Source organism: Denitrificimonas caeni DSM 24390, from assembly GCF_000421765.1.
GTDB lineage: Bacteria > Pseudomonadota > Gammaproteobacteria > Pseudomonadales > Pseudomonadaceae > Denitrificimonas > Denitrificimonas caeni.
Window position 1 is genome coordinate 160,373 of the sequence record NZ_ATXQ01000001.1, and the last position, 19,095, is coordinate 179,467.

A 19,095-nucleotide genomic window follows, 5' to 3' on the forward strand; every position below is an offset into this window, starting at 1 on the left:
AACAAAAAACCCACAACAATCATTAAAATGATTGTTGTGGGTTAAATTTAAAAAAATTAATTAAGACGCGAATTGATTACTTAATATAAACCAGCTTTTTTCATCCTGTATAGCATCATAATATTTTTCAATATCAGCAAAAGTTAGCAACTGTGCAGTTGTATCCTCTTCTTTTGCGTCTTTTTCTAAGCGCTGTTCACTCCAGCGCCGAAACAACCTGTGACTCAAATGTTCAACATGCTGCGCGCCCTGCTCAAGCTGGCTGATTTGGAGTAAAATATCCGCATGCGTTGCCGGCAAGCACTCTCGTTGCCCTTGAAGAAAGCTCATCAAGCATTGACTGATTTCCTTTAATAAAAGATGCGCTTCAACTTTACTGGATTGCACTGCACAGACTAAACCCTCTCGCTCAACTTGCACATGCGGCATCACAAAAACGGCATAGCACAAGCCAAGCTCATCACGTAAACGACGCTGCAAAACACTTTGGAAATGCTGCGCAAATACCTTATTAATAACTCGCATTCGATCTTGCTCAAGCATGCCAATAGCAGGTAATGGTATGTGAACAATGAGTAAAGAATCATCAGTAGCGCACGCACTGACTTGATGCCACCCAGCCGCTAAAAGCTGGGCATCTTTCACAACAGAGAGATTTTTTAATCGTTTTAGATAAAAGGGACTCAATTGCATTGCACTGTTTGCATCACCCAACCATAAAGCTGCCTGCGGTTGACTTGGCAATGCAATTTCAGTAGTAGCACTCGGGTTATCTGTATTGACAAGCAAGCCAGGTAAACGCTGCAGGAGCCGACGCAAAGCAAAAGGACTACTCGCTACAAAGGGTACATCAACTAGCGGCTGCTCAAGTTCAGTTAAAATCTGACTGATCGCCACGGCTAAGTAATCTGCAGGACCTGTGATGCGAAGAAACACATGACCTGGCAAAACCCCCACCTGCCAATGCACCGCGTGGTAGCTAAATTGCTCGACTAAGGATGCCAGTCGAGCCTGCAAGCTTTGTTCTATGCCTTTTGGATCATGCACTGCCCATCCCCAGTAGCACACCGCGATATCCTTGGGAAAACCAAGCGGGTGATACTGCGCGAGAGCGTACTCAGTACAACCCCGTGCTGTGTGCTGCTCGCAATTGCTTGCCGCTGGCACAGTTAAACCAACAAAAAATGGAGTGCCAACCACCGTAGCAGGGCTAATAACGCCCCTAGAGCCCTGACCCACGCGCTCTACATTAAGCGGTAAGCCTGCATCATACACACCAAAGACTTGCTCTGGGCCTGCATGAACCTGCACAAACGCATCACTGTGAACAGCTTCAATCACTCTGTCTAATGCAGCTAAACATTCAGCTGTAACGCCTTGCAATGGCCAGCAGCCAGTTAAGATTTGCTGGGCTTTGCGCAAAGAGTCTGCGCGTGACCAGCGACGCAATTGCGCCTGTAGCTCATAAGCCTGTTGTTCAGGGGAACGTAATTGTTCGCGCCACTGTTCAAGCCATTGACGAAAAGCAGGCAAGAACCCATCAAGCTCAGCAGGCAGCCTTTTAAACTCCAGAGTCAGCACACCCTGCCCTTGAGCAATGTAAGGGGCACGCACTGCAATTGCAGAACACCAGTGCCACTTCTGAGCATAGTCGAGAAAGCTTTGTGCAAAACGCAACACCAAAGCGTGCTGCATCTTCTCTGCTAGCTCTTGCAAACCTTCGGCACAGCTATTAATAGGGATATGCAAGACAAAAAACGGCTCGGTAATAGGCAACTCAAGCTTAATCTCACAATCTGCAGGCACAGCTAAGCGTGGCAACGTCTGAGATTGCTCGTAGCGTGGCTGACAGATTAATGGCTGCAACACAGCGAGCACCTGATCTTGCCAGCCACCCCAACCATCGGGGATAACCAGTACAACTTTTAGTTTACTGCGCAAATAAGCCATCTGATGAAAGGCTCTCAATGATGCAGCAAAATCAGCATTTTCTATAGACAGCGTCTGGCGATTACCGGCATAAAAACGCTGCAAAGGGTGTTCACCAAGCAAACAGAAACCCAGCGCCGCATCCATTAAGATTTGCGGTGCTCGACAATACAAATGAAACTCTTCGTTAAGTACCTCTCTCTCTGTTACCAGCATTGCATCCTCTAAGCGCGGCGAAACCAGCATATCCACTAAACGCTTAAGCGCATCAACGAATAATGATGGCTTAGCTTGAAAGTGAAAAAGCGTTTCACGGGCTTGAGTTTGCGCATTGACATGCCCACCACTGCGCTGCACAAATGCCATTAACCCATCATCTAGCGCATAATTACTACTACCTCGAAACACCAAATGTTCCAAAAAATGCGCCATACCTAAATGCGCAGCCGGCTCATCATGACTGCCCGAGGCTAGACTAAGAGCTAAAGCGCACTGCTGCGCATCAACAGCTTCTAATACCTGGAGTTGGCAGCCATCGGCTAGCTCTATTTCTAATAGTTGCGCAGTCGGTGAATGGGTATCCTGCATATACGGCCTCTCGCGTGAATGAATCACACAATCCACAGACTCGACTCATAACGCAATAGTTCTTTAGAACAGCTAGATCTGACTCAATTGCCATTATTTAGCAATGCTAGCTATAAACAAAACGTACTTTAGTGCGCCTAACTCGCACACAAAACCTAAGCATTAACTCTAAAAAAATTAAAAAAACACCAAAGTAGCATTCAAAACGCCAACTCTAACTCGACACACTGCCACTGTAGTTCAAAAAATGAAGTACACACCTCTAACAAAGATAAATAGTGAGTAATCTATGAACAAGACAATAACCGCGTTATGCCTGACCGTTCTTATTAGCCCAGCGGCTTTCGCTGAGCAATGGCTCACCAGCCTTGAAACAAAAACACCACAAGAAGGCTATGAGCTTGCGATAAAAATGTCGCGAATGGCTGTTAAACACACGCAACCATCAGCCGAGAAACGCACTGAAGTTCGAGCCAAGTACGAAAAAGATGCCGATGGATTAATAGCAGCAGCGCAAGTAGTGGCAACAAACTATCAAACAGTCGCAGCAGCGAATAACTACTGGAAGAAATAAATCTGACTCGATTTAAAAGCGGCCTTACTCGAACGACTAAGCTCACATCAGCACCAGCAAAGTGGATTTTTATCACCCAGAAACGAAAAAACCCGTTAAGCATAAACTTAACGGGTTTTCGTAAGATGGCGCAGTGGACGGGACTCGAACCCGCGACCCCCGGCGTGACAGGCCGGTATTCTAACCAACTGAACTACCACTGCGCATACTTTAAGGACAAGTGGTGGGTGATGACGGGATCGAACCGCCGACCCTCTGCTTGTAAGGCAGATGCTCTCCCAGCTGAGCTAATCACCCTTGTCTCTCGAAGTGGTGCGTATATTAGACACCGCAACGGCTCTTGGCAAGCACAACAGCATCTATTCGCAAAGTAACTTGGGTTGTTTGAATATTTATTGTTCAGATTGACGCGTGATTACAAATCAATAATAGCTAAAACCAGATTTAATAAAGCGTTTGCGGAAGAGTTTATTCTCAATACGAACTCGATGCTGAAATCACCCGCCGGATTTTTTTGCGGTAAAACCGCGTTTGCGTAACTCTTCAAGCAGCAGTTCAACATGCTCACCTTGGATCTCAATCACGCCGTCTTTTAACGCACCACCACAGCCGCAGCGTTTTTTTAATGCTGCGGTTAGAGTCTTAAGCTCGTCCAGAGTCAGGCATAAACCTTGAATCGTGGTGACCGTTTTGCCACCACGCCCTTTGCTTTCACGTCGTACGCGCGCGATTCCATCACCACTATTGACTGGCCCAGCAGCACACACACACTCAGCCTGTGGTTTTTCACAATCTGGACAATGACGGCCGCTGTCGGTGGAGTAGACCAAACCACTTAACGCAGAAAAAGATGATGCATTTTTCACGGAGCACAATCCTCATAAACTATAAAAACGCAAGCTTTCAGCACAGAGACTTATTTTCAAGCAGGACTCAACAGAGCAATTATGTGCAGAAGAAAACTTAGCGCTCCCCGAGTTGGCCATATCTACAACAGCATTCTGCTGAACTGCAATGCAGCCAACCCTCCAGCGAACAACCTACAACCAGCGACGAACCTTGCTCATATACCGACGGTAATCATCGCCAAAATGCTCAACCAACATACTCTCTTCGTGTCGAATCACACCAACCGTCATCGCCACTATAACCACGGGCAAAAACAACCACGGCCAAACATCCGCCATTAACAGCGCAATCCCGATATACAACAAGGTATCCGCAACATAGATAGGATTGCGCGTGGCACGGAACGGTCCTTCGGTGAGTAACTGCTGCGGCTTGCCATAAGGGTTGAGCGTGGTTTTGCGCCAGAGCATCAGCCATGCTGTCCACAGCATTAACACCATGCCAGCATCAATCGCGCCCCAGCCAAAAAACAAAGTCCAGGGATTGCTCGTCAACGGCAACGGCCATAGATAACTGAGCCCCCACGCCAACAATAGAAAAGCCGCATACAGCACTGGCGGTGGAATAATATAAAAAGCCTTACGCATCGGGCACACCTTCAAAAAGGGCAATGTATGCGCGACAGTCTACCGCTTCGGTCGATAGTCTGCATTTGTATAAATAGAAATTTTTATGCGTCAAAAAATGGCATAGACGCTAAATTGTAGATTACTTTTGTAGGCCGACCTTTCAAGATCGACAATGCATCTTGCGCGTTGGCTGTGGTCGCTCACAAATGAACGACCTACAAAAGCCTTGCCCCACCAAAACTTTAAAACCCGGCAATCTGCAAATAACTGCTGGTAATTTGCTCACCCCAAATCAATGCAACCCACCCAGCTGCGGCTAAGTACGGGCCAAAAGGTATTGGGTTACTGTAACCATTACGTTGTAAACGCAAGATGACTATGCCAATCACAGCACCCAGCACTGAAGACAATAAAATCGTTAACGGCAAAACTTGCCAGCCGCCCCATGCGCCAATCAATGCTAAGAGCTTAAAGTCACCGTAGCCCATGCCCTCTTTACCAGTGATCAATTTAAACAGCCAAAAAATCGACCATAAACTCATATAGCCAATCACTGCACCCCATAAGGCATCGGACAAGCTGGTGAATAAGCCAAAGCTATTAAGGATCAAACCCAGCCATAGTAATGGCAGCACTAAAACATCTGGAAGAATTTGATGGTCAGCATCAATCAAACTCATTGATAGCAAACCCCAGGTCAGCACCAGCATTGCCAAAGCTTCCCAACTCACCCCAAACTGCCAAGCAATTACCGCAGAAAAAAGACCACAAGCCAATTCAACCAGCGGATAACGAATGCTAATAGCTTCTTTACAATTTGAGCATTTACCACGCAAAAATAACCAACTAACCAGCGGAATATTTTCCCAAGGCTTAATTTCATGATCACAATGCGGGCAACTGGAATTAGGCAGAATCAGATTAAAAGTCCCGGAATCAGGCTGCTCAGGTATTTCCAATACTTCACGCGCTTGCATACGCCAGTCACGCATCAGCATCTTCGGCAAACGGTAAACCACCACATTTAAAAAACTACCAATCAACAAACCAACAAAGCCAACACACACCGTAAATACGGCAATGTTATTTGTCCAAAAATTAAAAATATCCATACACATACCGTTTAAAAGTTAAAAACTCAATCCGCGCCCGTATGAGCGAGCCATCTGTAAGAGCTGGCCAGTTCCTACAGAAAACAACAACGGGGCAGTTTTTGGCTGCCCCGTTTTAATTTCACTACACAACAAATTACACAATAGAACCCAATTGGAAAATAGGCAGATACATGGCAATAATCAAACCACCAATTAACACCCCTAGTACCGACATAATAAGTGGTTCCATCAGCGCGGTGAGACCATCAACCGCGTTGTCTACCTCCGACTCATAGTGAGTTGCAACCTTATCCAGCATCTCATCCAAGGATCCTGACTCCTCACCAATAGCCGTCATCTGCAAGGCCATAGAAGGAAATACGCCAGTCGACCTCATAGAGAAGTTCAATTGCATACCACTAGAGACATCGGACTTGACTTTCATCACTGCATTTTTAAACACGACATTACCGGTTGCCCCTGCAACCGAGTCAAGCGCATCAACCAAAGGTACGCCAGCAGCAAAGGTAGTCGCCAAAGTACGACCAAAACGAGCCACTGATGATTTATAAATAATATCGCCAACAACCGGTGCTTTTAGCAACATTCGATCAATACTGTCACGAAACTTTTCTGACGAACGATGCACTCGCTTAAAGATAAAAGCAACTGCGATAGCCACCACTAAAACAATCCAGCCATCACTTTGTAAAAACTCAGAAATACCAATAACAAACATAGTGAACGCTGGCAACTCAGCTCCAAAGCTAGCAAAAACCTCTTGGAACTGTGGTACCACTTTAATAAGTAAAATAGCAGATACGATGACAGCAATAGCAATAACAGCAATAGGATAATTCATTGCTTTTTTGATTTTGGCCTTTAGAGCCTCGGTTTTTTCTTTATAGCTCGCAACACGATCAAGCAAACTTTCCAATGCGCCCGACTGTTCACCCGATTCAACTAGGTTGCAATACAGATCATCGAAATATTGTGGATGTTTACGCAAAGAGACAGCAAAGCTATTGCCACTCGCCACATCCTGCTTAACTGTATCAACTAGCTTACGCAGATTCGGGTTATCAACCCCTTCTGCAATGATGTCAAAAGACTGTAATAAAGGCACACCAGCTTTCATCATAGTCGCCATTTGTCGGGTAAAAATCGCAATATCCATTGGCTTGATTTTTTTACCAGCGCCAAATAACTGTATGCCCTGCTTACGCACTTTAGTTGGGTTGATACCCTGCTTACGCAATTGCGCTTTCACTAAGGCTGCATCTTTGCCAGCCATCTGACCAGACATCGCTGCGCCCTGACGGCTTTTGCCTTCCCACTTATACATATTGGTTTTTGCTGATTTCGCCGCCATGGTTTAATCCTTAGTTACACGGTTAACTTCTGCGAGACTGGTCACGCCTTGAATAACTTTGAGCAATCCTGACTGCCGAAGGCTATTAAAGCCGTCTTTACGCATCTGTGTATCAATATCTATGGAATTGCCGTCCTCCATGATAATCCTTTGTAGAGCAGGCGTGCTTTTAACCACTTCATATATTCCGACACGACCTTTATAACCACCATTGCAATTATCGCAACCTTTCGGCCCATACACCTTAAAGGTTCCGACTTGCTCAGGAGTAAAGCCTTCTTTGAGTAGCGCTTCATTTGGTACTTTTATTTCTTGCTTACACGCACAGAGCTTGCGAGCCAAACGCTGAGCAATAATCAAGTTCACTGAAGTTGCTAAGTTAAACGCCGCCACCCCCATATTACGTAAACGAGTCAGCGTTTCTGCAGCACTGTTAGTGTGCAGCGTCGACATCACCATGTGTCCTGTTTGCGCGGCTTTAATGGCAATCTCAGCAGTTTCTAAATCTCGAATCTCACCCACCATGATCACGTCAGGGTCTTGGCGTAAGAAAGCGCGGAGCGCCGTGGTAAAGTCCATACCCTGTTTAGGGTTGACGTTAACCTGGTTAATTCCTTCGAGGTTAATTTCTACAGGATCTTCCGCCGTAGAGATATTCACATCGACAGTATTAAGAATATTCAAACCGGTATACAAGGAAACGGTTTTACCCGAACCGGTTGGCCCAGTCACCAAGATCATCCCTTGCGGTTGTTTCAATGCATCGAGATATAACTGTTTCTGGTCTTCTTCATAACCAAGCGCATCAATCCCCATTTTTGCACTACTAGAATCGAGAATTCGCATAACGATTTTCTCGCCCCATAAAGTAGGCAAAGTATTAACACGGAAGTCGATGGATTTAGTGGCGGAGATTTTCAACTTAATTCGACCATCTTGCGGCTTGCGACGCTCAGAAATGTCCATACTGGCCATCACTTTTAAACGCGCTGAAATCCGGTCACGCAATTGAATTGGAGGCCTTGCCACTTCATGCAATACGCCATCGGTACGAAAACGCACACGATAGGTTTTCTCATAAGGCTCGAAGTGTAAATCCGATGAACCGCCTTTTATCGCGTCCAACAACATTTTATGAACAAAGCGCACAACTGGTGTTTCATCGGCATCTTCGGTCTGCGCTGGCCCTTTAGCTTCGGTGCTTTCTAGATCAAGCCCGTCCAGCTCAGCATCATCCATACCGTCTAAGCCGCCAGTAGCCGACTCGTATAATTTGTCGATGGCGCTGCCAAGCTTTTCATCCTCAACCAATAAAGGCTCTACAGTGAGCCCTGAGCTGAATTGAATATCAGTAACAGCTTGATGATTACCCGGGTCTGAGATGGCGACATAGAGTTTATTAGCACGTTTAAAAACCGGCAACGCTCGGTGCTGACGTGCTAGTTTTTCACTGACCAAATCTTTCGGGAAGACTTCTGGATTAATCGCCGACAAATCAAAATAGGCAACGCCGAACTGATCAGAAGCCAACTCCATTAAAGCTCGGCTTTTAACTAATTTATTTTGCACCAACCAAGTGACTAGGGGCGTTTGGTTACGTTTGGCTTGTTGTACGGCATCTTGCGCTTTCTGCTCTTCAAGCAAGCCTGCCTCAACCACCTGTCGAGCCAAGCCGATTAAATTCACACTACTGTTCATGCATTTTGTCCTGCGCGCATTGTTATTGGCATAATGCTGCTACTTATAGCCTAGAACACCCTACCCTGCCAAACCCTGTACGCATTTTTATCCAGTTGTTTGTTATAAACCGTAATTTAGAACTCTATAAAAGCACAACACGACACACACTGACAAAAAACGTCACACTCTGACAAGCCCAGGCATCACACAAGCTGTATGAGTACTCTTATGGACCACCATTTGTACACCCGCTTCTGTAGGAGGGAATTTATTCCCGATACAAGCCCGCATATAGAAAAAATCCTCCCCACGACCCTGCAAACGCAAAGAAAACAAGCAAAACTAAAACTTGGCACACCCTTTGCATTATCTATCACAGGTCACAAGACCTTTCTATAAAAAACAACGGAGCTTCAACATGAAAGCACAAAAAGGTTTTACCCTTATTGAATTAATGATCGTTGTTGCGATCATCGGTATTCTGGCTGCGATTGCCCTACCAGCGTATCGCGACTACATGCAAAAAGCAGCAAACAGCGCTTGCTTAGGCGAGGCGAAAGCTTATGTGGGTGCTGGCGTAGCTAGCGCAGCTAACGGTGAGACACCAACAGCTTTTGCTGCATCTGCATGCCAGTCGGGGGCTCTTATGACCATCGCAGCATACCAAGGCAACACAGCCTTAACTTTCGTCCCAAAATCTCGCGGCACTGCTACTGTACAGAAAAGCACTATCTGCCAAGCTGGCACTGGCAGCTGCGCTCTAGCGCCATAAGATTCAAGCTATTTACTTAGTCTTACAAAAAAGCACCTGAAGGTGCTTTTTTGTTTACTAGCAAACACCCTGCTCTACTTACTAGTAACGCAATCATATCTAAAACATGAAACCGTCTCGTCAGTATCAATTTTGAGTTTACTCATGCGATTTAATTTTGCCGCCCTATTCGTGACAATGCTGGCATCCAGTCTTTTTCTCCTTGGCTTGCCTGGTGATTTTGTGCTTGATGACTCCGTCAACATCCTGCAAAATCACCTTCTTTATGTACATAAGTTTGACATTGAACAATTGATTTATGCAGCACTAAGCTTTCATGACGGTAATGGCTCGCGCGCACTGCCCATGCTTAGCTTCGCACTAGATCACTTACGCGCGGGGAATATGGATCCGAGCACGTTCAAAGCAACCAATTTACTAATTCATGCTCTAACTACTTTTATTCTAATTTTCTTCTTCCGTCGCTTATTATTACTTGCAGACTTGACCGAGCAGCGCGCCGCATGGGGCGCTTTAGCACTCGCGTTCATCTGGGCGATTCACCCGCTACAAGTGTCTTCAGTACTGTATATCGTGCAGCGCATGCAAACCATGGTCACTCTGTTTATAGTGCTGGCACTGTGGGCATATCTAGCCATGCGGCAAGCACAAATAAGCGGTGGCCGAGGGCGACTGCAGGGCATTCTGCTTATTGTATGCTGGGCCTTAGCGCTAACGTGTAAAGAAGACGCCATACTCCTACCTCTTTACACTCTAATTCTGGAGTTAACCATACTGCGCTTCAAGGCCGGCCAAGCTGTCGTAGCCAAAGGTCTACGCCAAAGCTATAGCCTTTTCGTGCTTGCTACAGTACTGGTATATTTTTTACTTGTAGTGCCCCATTATTGGTCTTGGGATACTTATCCTGGGCGCGATTTTTCAAGCACAGAGCGCTTATTAACTCAAGGACGGGTATTAGTTATGTATATCGGTCAGATTCTCTGGCCACTGCCTAACCACATGCCGTTCATTTATGACCATTATCACGTATCACGCAGCCTCTGGCAGCCTTTAAACACCCTACCGGCAATCCTCTTGCTTGGCGCACTCTTCAGCTGCGCATGGGTTTTTCGAGTAAAGCGACCTCTATTTGCCTGTGGCGTACTACTGTTTTTTGCAGGGCATTTCATTACAAGCAATATCATTGCACTCGAACTCGTATTTGAGCATCGCAACCACTTACCCTTAATTGGTGCAGTACTGGCACTAGGCGATCTCTCAGTGGCTGCCTGGCAACGCCTACAACTCGGACGCAACGCGGCCATAGCTACACTTGGCAGCGTGGCTTTACTATTAGCCGCTGGCACATTAACACATACTTACACTTGGGGCGATGGTACGCGCCACGGCAAAAAAATGACTGAGCTTTCGCCAAACTCCATTCGCGCATGGAACCAATACGCCACAGTTTACTTCCGTCGCTACAACATCACCAAAGACACTCGACACTTGGGTAAAGCAACCGAAGTAACAGAAGAAGCACGGACATATATTAGCTCACCATCTCTAACTGGCAACATTCTAATTTACAAATCAATCATGGGCACAGTCAACAGCCAAGACTGGCAACGTTATTATCAAGACTTACGCGAAGCACCTAACGACAGTGTTAGCAAAGTATCAGCAATATTACTAATAGATAACGTGGCGCGCGGCTACATTTTTGAGGAAGCTCGTATTGTAGAAGCCCTAGAAATTCTTGCAGAACGATATAGCATGACAGGAAGGGATTATATGCAAGCTGGTGTGTTTATTTATAAAACCAACCAGCAAAACAAAGCTTTACCTTTTTTTAAGAAAGCTATTCAGCTTTATCCAAAAGACGACCCAATTATGCAACAACTCATAAAAGACCTGTCTAATGCAGGTCACGATGACTGGGTTGATATCTTACAAAAGGTTCATAACTAGGAGCTTCTAGCAATATTGGCACATTTCCTGCTAGATATAAAAACAAATAACTTACAAACAATCTTCTAGCATGGGCGGAGTTATGAAAAGAATAGAAAAAGGCTTTACACTCATAGAGTTAATGATTGTAGTCGCCATTATTGGGATTCTCGCTGCTATAGCTTTACCGGCCTACCGTGACTATATGCAACGCTCTGCAAACTCTGCCTGCCTTGCAGAGGCTAAATTTTACATGAATTCTGCAGTTGCTAACTTTGCTGATAATACAACTCCTCCACCTTATGCTGCCTTTGCTTGCGAAAGCGGGAGCGCGCCAACAATCAGCCAATATCGGAACAATAACAACGTAACTTTTTCATCTAGAGCTAGGGGTAACACTGCGCTACAAAAAAACACCCAGTGCAACGCAGGTAACTCTAATTGTACGTTAGTTCCGTAATTGATTAGTTACTCTCTGATGATCAACCTCTCCTAAAAATGGATCTAATAAGTACCGATTAATACTCTATACTCATTAGATCCATTTTCAGCATCCAAGTTATTTAGAGTAACCCTTGCACGCTGAGTTGACTAAGTATCCCGTCATCAAGATTAGTCCACATTTAATCTGAACGTACATAATAGATGAGTAATACGCTGCATGATTATTTCGATTGTTCTACCTGCTAAAAATGAATCCGCAGCAATTGGCGCGACCGTGACTGGTATTATCGCGTTACTGCCTGAAGCAGAAATCATTGTCGTCAACGACGGCTCCACGGATAACACCGCCGCAGTTGCTGAGGCCGCAGGCGCATGCGTGGTTACTCATCCTTACTCCAAAGGCAACGGCGCTGCGATCAAAACAGGTGCGCGTGCAGCGAATGGTGACATTATTGTATTTATGGATGCCGACGGCCAGCACGACCCCGCTGATATTCCACGCTTATTGGCGCGCTTAGAAGAAGGCCACGACATGGTGGTGGGTGCGCGCCAAAGAGGTTCGCAAGCAAGTGTAGGCCGAGGCATAGCCAATAAATTTTATAACTGGCTAGCAAGCTATATGAGCGGTCATAAAATCGAAGATTTAACCTCCGGTTTTAGAGCTGTACGTGCCGAGAAATTTAAGCAGTTTCTGTATTTGTTACCTAATGGTTTTTCCTACCCAACAACCAGCACCATGGCATTTTTTCGCGCGGGTTACTCGGTTGCGTACGAACCTATCCATGCGGCACAACGTATTGGAAAAAGCCACATTAAACTCGTTAAAGACGGTATGCGTTTTCTGCTGATCATCTTCAAAATCGGCACCCTGTACTCACCACTAAAACTCTTTGGCCCTATCGCCGCCAGCCTATTTGCAGCTGCAACATTATGGTACGGCTATACCTATGTTGATGCAGGTCGCTTTACCAACATGAGCGCGCTGCTCTATACCGGTAGCGTGATGATATTTTTGATGGGCTTGATTTCAGAACAGATAACGGCGTTGATGTATAAAGATAGCGATTGACTGTGAGTTATATACCGCTCAATTTTAACTTAATATTTTAGAACCAACATCAAGCTGTACCTTTGAGCCACCCCGTGTACGTACTCCAGGCTAGAAAAGCTTGCCATGCACCTTACAGGATAAAATTACCATGAGTGAAGACTTTCTTGTGTTCGGTTCTCCTGCCATCGGCGAAGAAGAAATTGCTGAAGTTGAGGCCTGCATGCGTTCGGGTTGGCTAGGGACTGGGCCACGAGTAGCACAATTTGAAAAAGATTTTGCAGCCTATCAGAGCATCAGTGATAAACAAGTAGCAGCAGTTAACTCATGCACTGCAGCTCTACATGTCTCCATGGTGGCGGCCAATATCGAGCCTGGTAGCGAAGTTATTACAACGCCACTAACTTTCTGCGCCACGGTGAACGCAATCATTCATGCAGGCCTAACACCTGTATTAGCAGATGTTGACCCTGTTACACAAAACATCGACCCTGCTGCGATTGAGGCGGCTATCACACCTCGCACCCGCGCCATACTTCCAGTACATTTTGCCGGGCGGCCATGCGAGATGGACAGCATCATGTCCATCGCTAAAAAACATAATCTAGTAGTAATTGAAGACTGCGCCCACGCCATCGAAACAACTTACCATGGCAAAAAAGCCGGTACTTTTGGTGACTTTGGCTGCTTTAGTTTTTATGCAACGAAAAATGTCGTAACCGGCGAAGGCGGCATGATTATAGGGCGCAATGAAGCACTCATAGCACGCGCCAAGGTGCTAGCTTTACATGGCATGAGCAAAGACGCATGGAACCGTTTTGGCGACAAAGGCTATAAACATTATCAAGTTGTAGAAGCAGGATTTAAATACAACATGATGGACTTGCAGGCGGCTTTGGGTATTCATCAACTTGCGCGCGTAGAGACTAATTGGCAGCGCAGACAAGAGATCTGGCAACAGTACATGAATGCATTTGCTAACCTACCAATAGGTTTACCTGCATTACCTGCAGACAATACGCGCCATGCCTATCACTTATTTACCATCATGATAGACGAAGAAAAGTGTGGAATCGCACGCGATGATTTCTTGAATGCAATGAACGAGCAGCGTATTGGTACAGGGGTTCATTACTTATCAATACCGGAACACTCTTATTACCAGCAACGCTTTGGCTGGAAATCGGAGAACTATCCAAATGCTATGAAAGTTGGTCGGCAGACAGTAAGTTTGCCGTTGTCGGCAAAACTAAATGCACAAGATGTCAAAAATATAATTTATTCTGTATATCAAAATATAAAGCATTAGGAATACGTACACAATTATGTCGAACTTAAGATTTGGATATTACTTAATTATAGAAAAACTTTTACGCTGGTCGATTAATCCACGCCTTCGCTCTAAAGTCCTTAGCTTTACCGGTGCATCTATTGGCAATAATGTAAGAATATACGAGATTAATTTATTTAATTTGAACGAAGGCTTTAGCAACTTACATATTAAGGATGATGTACATATTGGAACAGGCTGTCGGCTTGATTTAAAAGGCACTTTAAAAATAGGTAAAGGTAGCACCCTATCACCAAGTGTTCTTATCTTGACACATGCAGACCCTGGAAGCGCACATAACTCTATACTTGCCCAAAAATACCCCCCCCATTCTTATGGTGTAGAGATAGGAGAAAACTGTTGGATTGGTGCAAATGTAACAATTCTTGATGGTATAAAAATTGCTGACTGCACAATCGTTGCAGCTGGTGCAGTAGTTAACAAAAACTTTCCTGAAAACTCCATTTTAGCAGGCGTGCCTGCTAAAATTATTTCAATGCACAAGTAATCTCTTATCACCTACTAGGTTTAAAAAAATAAAATAAAGAGAAAAAAATCACATCTACTAGCATTAATGTCAGTCGACCTAATACCGCCATTCCTGCCACCGCATCCGGAGGAAAGTTTTGTGCTAGCAGTACAAATATAAGCTCGCGAACTCCAGCTCCTGAAGGGGTAACTAAGCTAATATAGCCAACAAACCAAGCGACAGTATATATTGCACATAACCAGACAGCATCTATCGGAGTCAAGCTTGGCCAAGCCATCCCATACCCCATCCATGCCATAAAATAAACAACCCAGCTAATAATGTACCAAAAGCCAACATTGGCTTTGAATTTTGCATCAACTGCAATAAAAGACACTAGTGCACTAGTTAAGCGTTTTAAAAGCGGCAATTTATTCAACACAAGTAACACATAACTTAATGGTTTTTCTTGCCATAAAAATAGATATATTGCTGCACCTGCAATGACAGCAAACATCCCCCATAAGAAACCAAACATAAAGCCAAGAACGCTAGCCGCTACCCATACAGCAAAACCAGTGGATAAAACCATAAATACTGAAGTTACGCTGACCCATTCAACCATGCTGGCACGATTACCCATAGCTGCTTGATAAGCAATACCCCAAATACGGCCTGGTAAATGCTTCATCAGCTGACCAGTAAAATACAGGTGTGCTAAGTGAAAACGAGGGTAAGTACAAGGCTGTATTTTTTCAAAAAGTGCACGAAAAGCTTCAAACACTAGATAGCCTGCAATCAAGTTGCCTACAAGCGTGAAGCCAAGCCACCCCCAATGTAATTTGGGTAAGCTTTCGAGAACTAACGGGATAGAATCCCAAAGCAACCAAACAGTCCAAGCGAGCGCACCAATGGCAAGCGGGAATCTCAGCCAACGCCAGCGTTCACTCTTTGCGTTTTCACTCATGTGAAACGATCTCTTGCACTATTTTCTTAGCTAATAAATCAAGTTGAAACTCTCTAGCGCATGCAGCGATTCCTAATTTAAATACTTCTGGTGAGCCATGTATAGCTTGTTGCAGCGCCTGACAATATGCAGCGGCACTGACCCCACTCACGAGAATACCTGATTTATTTTCAACCAATACAGGCAAGTCACCTACTGGCATCGCCACCACTGGACGACCGAGCTTCATTGCATCTGAGAAAACCACAGGAATGCTCTCAATGCGTGATGGAATTAATACCCAGTCTGCCCTAGCAATAGCAGCCTCAGCTTCGTTTTTATTCAAATAGCGACCTAGCAGCACAGGCAGACCTTGTGCTTGCAAAGCTTTTACCTGCTCTTCAACCAAGCTTTGCATAGGTCCACCACCTTGAATTTCAACAACCTCAATACGCTGCCAATCTGCCTGGCTGAGTTGCGCTAACGCATCCAGCAATAAATCGATCCCTTTATTTGGGTGCCAGCGGCCTAAAAACAAAAGACGATAAGGAGCACAATCTCTTGGCACAGGCGAATTCTTCAAGCCGATACGGCGAGTACTCGGTAAAAAACCAATACTTCTACCAGAAATATTTTTAGCATCAGCAGCAAGCAAATATCCGTCAGCATAGGCATTTTTTGCTTGCTGTATTACGCGAGCCAACATGCCACGTAGCACAGGTATACGCCCTAAACTCCAGACATCACTACCCAGCATCCAAACGGAATAAGAAATGCCGAGTTCTTTAGCTGCCCGCTTCGCCCAAGCTCCACTCGGCAAGGCCCAGAGCGCCAAAATATGCTGACTGCCTTGCGCTGCTATGCGAGTAGCTTGCATGCCTCCACGCATCACTTGCACAATATCGCGCAAATCACCAAGGCGCCAAGGCTTGAGAGTAGAAAGAGGCTTGCATGGGGCTGCATAGCGTACAACCTTAACATTATCGCCCCATGTTTCTTGGCCTGCCACTGAACCAGGTGCAACTACTCGCACACAGATATGCTTCGCAAGTTCATCTACCAAATCAGCCACAAAAGAACCAGCGGCCTCACTACCATCACCACGTATAGGAAAAGAAGTTGTAATCAAGGTAAGAACTAGCAGGTTCATATTTTTCTCACTTGTATAATATGCCCATGCGTCATGTGCTGCCAGTCTGGCCATATCAAGCTAAATAGCCAGGCGCTCATGTTAATAACAGATACGATCAATAGTGCAAACGGCAAGAGTACATATTTACGCCAGCCCTTAGCAGTATAAGCCCCTCCAGCAATTGCAAGACAGAGTAAAAGCCCAGCCGTACGTATGGCGTGTTCAGCTCTTTGAAATTTTATAATTTCCAAGCCTGCAACTTGTGCGGCGCGCGTTAAACCAAATTCGGTAAATCTTTGAAAATCAAAAGGTGCATCATGCAGCGGATACAAAAAAGGCATGCTAATCCATGCATGTCCCTCTCTCTTTAACACTCGTGATATTTCAGCCATTACCCGATGCGGATCGGGAACATGTTCAATCACTTCCAAGCAGATCACCCCATCAAATATATTGCTAGCAAACGGAAGGTTAGCTGCATCGGCAAACACACTGGGTTTAGCTCCATACAACTCGTGACCAGTTGCAGGATAATCCAAAGCAATGTAATGCGTACTATTCGACAGATGCTTCTCAATCCAGCGATCAGCCGCCCCAATATCCAAAACTAAGCCGTTAATACTTTCTATACCGTCTGGTACTCTTTTCTGCCCAAGTAACCATTGTGGATGTATAGGAAGCCGCTTGAATAATTGCGCTATTTTTTTTACTGAGAACATAGCTAGTAAGCTCTTTTAATAAGGAGTGACCATAATTTGTATGAAGCTATATAGCTGTGAAAGATTTCGAGTGATTATAAGAACACGTTGCTGACTCATTAACTTTTACCTTCATTTTGCTGAGCTTGCACCACGGCTTTGCCTTGTGCGGTTAAGCGATACTTTTGTAGGCTGCTGTTGGGTTTGTCGGGGATGGTCATTTCAATTAGATCGGCTTCTAGGGCTGGATATACATAATTAGCTCTAAAAGTTGGTCTATGTTTTAAGCCCAAATCGGCTTGCATCGCACTTGGCGCCTTAGGCTCACCAATAAGCGTTTGCAAAAGTCGCAGAACTGGGTCGGTTACTGGGTCGGTTACTGGGTCGGTTATTGAAGGCATGACTTGACCTATGACTGTTTCACCAGCACCAATGCCAACGGGCGCAATTACTTGTGTTTCAGGCTCTGGTCTTGTCAAAATCGCTTTGAATTCATTGCCATTTTTGTGATCTTGCAGCTCTATATGTGGCCACGCTGCCAGCGCACGATGAATACCGCTGCCTAAACCACGAAAAGGTAGCAGGTGTGCTGCATGCTCACTCAGCACAGGATTACGTCGTTTAGTTTTGCCTTGTTTTATTTCTTCGATACTTATGTTGTCAGGTAGGTGTCCTGGGCTAATAATTTCAATGCGGTCACGAAACACCAATACTCGAATCGAGGCACTATCAAAATAATCACGATGCATTAAGGCGTTTACCAGCAGCTCTTCAATAGCAATGGCCGGTATTTCCAACTCGCCTAAGGTGTTAAACCCTCGATCATTTTGAACATGGTGCAGATTGCGCTTAATAAAAGAGAATGCACGCTGATACTGCTCAATTAAGGTGCCGTAAATATCTTCACTGTCCTGATAATGAACATCGGCAATTGATGTGCCATAAAAAGCGACGGCTTTAATCATACACACAGGCAACCAACGCTGGGGTTGTTTAGCAAAGAACAAGGTACCTGCGACGGTCATTTGAGTATCTTTTGCTAACCCCATATTTATAAGTGCCACAGGTAGCTGTTCAGGTGTACATTCATAGCCATAACGTTTATGAAAGTACTCAGCAAAGGCTTTGTTATCTATATCGCTTAAGGTGCTGTCTGGTATCGCTAAGGTGTCTGCTTGAATTAAGCCGGCATTTAAAAACATGCGCTGCATTTCTTCACGCGAAGTGACGTGGCGTTTGTCTGAACCGTTTTTGACCCAGACACGACCCTGTAAATCCATATAAGGTTTATTAAGGCCGTCTGGCACAGTAACAACAATAACAGTACCTTTGTCTGTGGCGATATTTTCAGTACGGGGATGAATCGGCGGGCGCACATTATTGGTCGCGGCATTGCTCAGTTGTTGATTAAATTGCCGTACTTGCTCCGGAGTAAGAGCGCAGACTTGTCCATCGTCTTCAACACCAATAAACACACGCCCACCGCCACAGTTAGCAAAAGCAGCAAGCTCTGCGGCGAGGCTTTCAATGCGTGTGACTTCACGCTTGAACTGATGCTTGCTGTCTTCGCCATTAGCGAGAATGTGTTGTAGCTCTTGAGCGTCCATGTGCT

General features: G+C 45.2%; 17 protein-coding genes and 2 tRNA genes. 7 read left to right on the top strand and 12 right to left on the bottom strand.

Going from position 1 to position 19,095, the window contains the following annotated elements; all coding sequences use genetic code 11:
* Window positions 1-60: 60 nt before the first annotated feature.
* Window positions 61-2,517 carry an insulinase family protein gene (locus H591_RS0100710; RefSeq protein ID WP_022965023.1) on the bottom strand — a complete coding sequence of 819 codons (2,457 nt, stop codon included), beginning with the start codon at window positions 2,515-2,517 and terminating at the stop codon, window positions 61-63.
* A gap of 289 nt (window positions 2,518-2,806) precedes the next feature.
* Between H591_RS0100710 and H591_RS0100715 the strand changes: the two genes are divergently transcribed.
* Entirely contained in the window at window positions 2,807-3,091 is a 285-nt protein-coding gene (locus tag H591_RS0100715) for a hexameric tyrosine-coordinated heme protein (RefSeq protein WP_022965024.1), read from the top strand.
* A 126-nt stretch (window positions 3,092-3,217) separates the two neighbouring features.
* Here the strand turns inward: H591_RS0100715 and H591_RS0100720 are convergent.
* From H591_RS0100720 to pilB, 7 genes are all read right to left on the bottom strand, one after another.
* Window positions 3,218-3,294 (bottom strand) — tRNA-Asp (locus tag H591_RS0100720).
* Between the two features lie 18 nt (window positions 3,295-3,312).
* Window positions 3,313-3,388, bottom strand: a tRNA-Val gene (locus H591_RS0100725).
* 200 nt (window positions 3,389-3,588) lie between these two features.
* On the bottom strand, window positions 3,589-3,957 hold the full coding sequence (locus tag H591_RS0100730) for a translation initiation factor Sui1 (protein ID WP_022965025.1): 369 nt from the start codon (window positions 3,955-3,957) through the stop codon (window positions 3,589-3,591).
* Window positions 3,958-4,131: 174 nt separating this feature from the next.
* Entirely contained in the window at window positions 4,132-4,587 is a 456-nt protein-coding gene (locus tag H591_RS0100735; protein ID WP_022965026.1) for a methyltransferase family protein, read from the bottom strand.
* 224 nt (window positions 4,588-4,811) lie between these two features.
* Window positions 4,812-5,681 carry a prepilin peptidase gene (locus tag H591_RS0100740; protein WP_022965027.1) on the bottom strand — a complete coding sequence of 290 codons (870 nt, stop codon included), beginning with the start codon at window positions 5,679-5,681 and terminating at the stop codon, window positions 4,812-4,814.
* A gap of 136 nt (window positions 5,682-5,817) precedes the next feature.
* Window positions 5,818-7,035 carry a type II secretion system F family protein gene (locus tag H591_RS0100745; RefSeq protein WP_022965028.1) on the bottom strand — a complete coding sequence of 406 codons (1,218 nt, stop codon included), beginning with the start codon at window positions 7,033-7,035 and terminating at the stop codon, window positions 5,818-5,820.
* 3 nt (window positions 7,036-7,038) lie between these two features.
* Window positions 7,039-8,733 (bottom strand): type IV-A pilus assembly ATPase PilB, encoded by a 1,695-nt coding sequence (gene pilB, locus H591_RS0100750; protein ID WP_022965029.1) that lies wholly within the window; start codon window positions 8,731-8,733, stop codon window positions 7,039-7,041.
* A gap of 400 nt (window positions 8,734-9,133) precedes the next feature.
* Here pilB and H591_RS16210 point away from each other — a divergent pair, with 400 nt between their 5' ends.
* The 6 genes from H591_RS16210 (at window position 9,134) to H591_RS14550 (ending at window position 14,746) form a co-directional block, all read left to right on the top strand.
* A complete protein-coding gene (locus tag H591_RS16210; RefSeq protein ID WP_022965030.1) occupies window positions 9,134-9,487 on the top strand; it encodes a prepilin-type N-terminal cleavage/methylation domain-containing protein in 354 nt (117 codons plus the stop codon).
* Window positions 9,488-9,631: 144 nt separating this feature from the next.
* Window positions 9,632-11,437 (top strand): hypothetical protein, encoded by a 1,806-nt coding sequence (locus tag H591_RS0100760; protein WP_022965031.1) that lies wholly within the window; start codon window positions 9,632-9,634, stop codon window positions 11,435-11,437.
* Between the two features lie 82 nt (window positions 11,438-11,519).
* On the top strand, window positions 11,520-11,876 hold the full coding sequence (locus H591_RS16215; RefSeq protein WP_033420948.1) for a pilin: 357 nt from the start codon (window positions 11,520-11,522) through the stop codon (window positions 11,874-11,876).
* Window positions 11,877-12,077: 201 nt separating this feature from the next.
* Complete coding sequence (locus H591_RS0100770) at window positions 12,078-12,929, top strand: glycosyltransferase family 2 protein (RefSeq protein ID WP_022965033.1); 852 nt, start codon at window positions 12,078-12,080, stop codon at window positions 12,927-12,929.
* Between the two features lie 130 nt (window positions 12,930-13,059).
* The gene (locus H591_RS0100775; RefSeq protein WP_022965034.1) at window positions 13,060-14,217 is read left to right on the top strand and encodes a DegT/DnrJ/EryC1/StrS family aminotransferase; all 1,158 of its coding nucleotides are present in this window, start codon (window positions 13,060-13,062) and stop codon (window positions 14,215-14,217) included.
* A 16-nt stretch (window positions 14,218-14,233) separates the two neighbouring features.
* Window positions 14,234-14,746, top strand: coding sequence for an acyltransferase (locus H591_RS14550; RefSeq protein WP_022965035.1), 513 nt, complete (start codon window positions 14,234-14,236; stop codon window positions 14,744-14,746).
* Window positions 14,747-14,753: 7 nt separating this feature from the next.
* Here the strand turns inward: H591_RS14550 and H591_RS0100785 are convergent, their stop codons facing one another.
* The 4 genes from H591_RS0100785 to H591_RS0100800 form a co-directional block, all read right to left on the bottom strand.
* Window positions 14,754-15,674 (bottom strand): lysylphosphatidylglycerol synthase domain-containing protein, encoded by a 921-nt coding sequence (locus tag H591_RS0100785; RefSeq protein ID WP_022965036.1) that lies wholly within the window; start codon window positions 15,672-15,674, stop codon window positions 14,754-14,756.
* Window positions 15,667-16,803, bottom strand: a complete 1,137-nt coding sequence (locus tag H591_RS0100790) for a glycosyltransferase (protein ID WP_022965037.1) — start codon at window positions 16,801-16,803, stop codon at window positions 15,667-15,669. Before H591_RS0100790 ends, H591_RS0100785 begins: the two co-directional genes overlap by 8 nt.
* The gene (locus H591_RS15645; RefSeq protein WP_022965038.1) at window positions 16,800-17,504 is read right to left on the bottom strand and encodes a class I SAM-dependent methyltransferase; all 705 of its coding nucleotides are present in this window, start codon (window positions 17,502-17,504) and stop codon (window positions 16,800-16,802) included. Before H591_RS15645 ends, H591_RS0100790 begins: the two co-directional genes overlap by 4 nt.
* Window positions 17,505-17,602: 98 nt before the next feature.
* A complete protein-coding gene (locus tag H591_RS0100800) occupies window positions 17,603-19,090 on the bottom strand; it encodes a Fic family protein (protein WP_022965039.1) in 1,488 nt (495 codons plus the stop codon).
* Between the last annotated feature and the right edge of the window lie 5 nt (window positions 19,091-19,095).

Coding starts and splice junctions, on each gene's coding strand:
- H591_RS0100710 (WP_022965023.1), bottom strand. CDS start 2,517: ATGCAGGATACCCATTCACCGACTGCGCAACTATTAGAAATAGAGCTA.
- H591_RS0100715 (WP_022965024.1), top strand. CDS start 2,807: ATGAACAAGACAATAACCGCGTTATGCCTGACCGTTCTTATTAGCCCA.
- H591_RS0100735 (WP_022965026.1), bottom strand. CDS start 4,587: ATGCGTAAGGCTTTTTATATTATTCCACCGCCAGTGCTGTATGCGGCT.
- H591_RS0100740 (WP_022965027.1), bottom strand. CDS start 5,681: ATGGATATTTTTAATTTTTGGACAAATAACATTGCCGTATTTACGGTG.
- H591_RS0100745 (WP_022965028.1), bottom strand. CDS start 7,035: ATGGCGGCGAAATCAGCAAAAACCAATATGTATAAGTGGGAAGGCAAA.
- pilB (WP_022965029.1), bottom strand. CDS start 8,733: ATGAACAGTAGTGTGAATTTAATCGGCTTGGCTCGACAGGTGGTTGAG.
- H591_RS16210 (WP_022965030.1), top strand. CDS start 9,134: ATGAAAGCACAAAAAGGTTTTACCCTTATTGAATTAATGATCGTTGTT.
- H591_RS0100760 (WP_022965031.1), top strand. CDS start 9,632: ATGCGATTTAATTTTGCCGCCCTATTCGTGACAATGCTGGCATCCAGT.
- H591_RS16215 (WP_033420948.1), top strand. CDS start 11,520: ATGAAAAGAATAGAAAAAGGCTTTACACTCATAGAGTTAATGATTGTA.
- H591_RS0100770 (WP_022965033.1), top strand. CDS start 12,078: ATGATTATTTCGATTGTTCTACCTGCTAAAAATGAATCCGCAGCAATT.
- H591_RS0100775 (WP_022965034.1), top strand. CDS start 13,060: ATGAGTGAAGACTTTCTTGTGTTCGGTTCTCCTGCCATCGGCGAAGAA.
- H591_RS14550 (WP_022965035.1), top strand. CDS start 14,234: ATGTCGAACTTAAGATTTGGATATTACTTAATTATAGAAAAACTTTTA.
- H591_RS0100785 (WP_022965036.1), bottom strand. CDS start 15,674: ATGAGTGAAAACGCAAAGAGTGAACGCTGGCGTTGGCTGAGATTCCCG.
- H591_RS0100790 (WP_022965037.1), bottom strand. CDS start 16,803: ATGAACCTGCTAGTTCTTACCTTGATTACAACTTCTTTTCCTATACGT.
- H591_RS15645 (WP_022965038.1), bottom strand. CDS start 17,504: ATGTTCTCAGTAAAAAAAATAGCGCAATTATTCAAGCGGCTTCCTATA.
- H591_RS0100800 (WP_022965039.1), bottom strand. CDS start 19,090: ATGGACGCTCAAGAGCTACAACACATTCTCGCTAATGGCGAAGACAGC.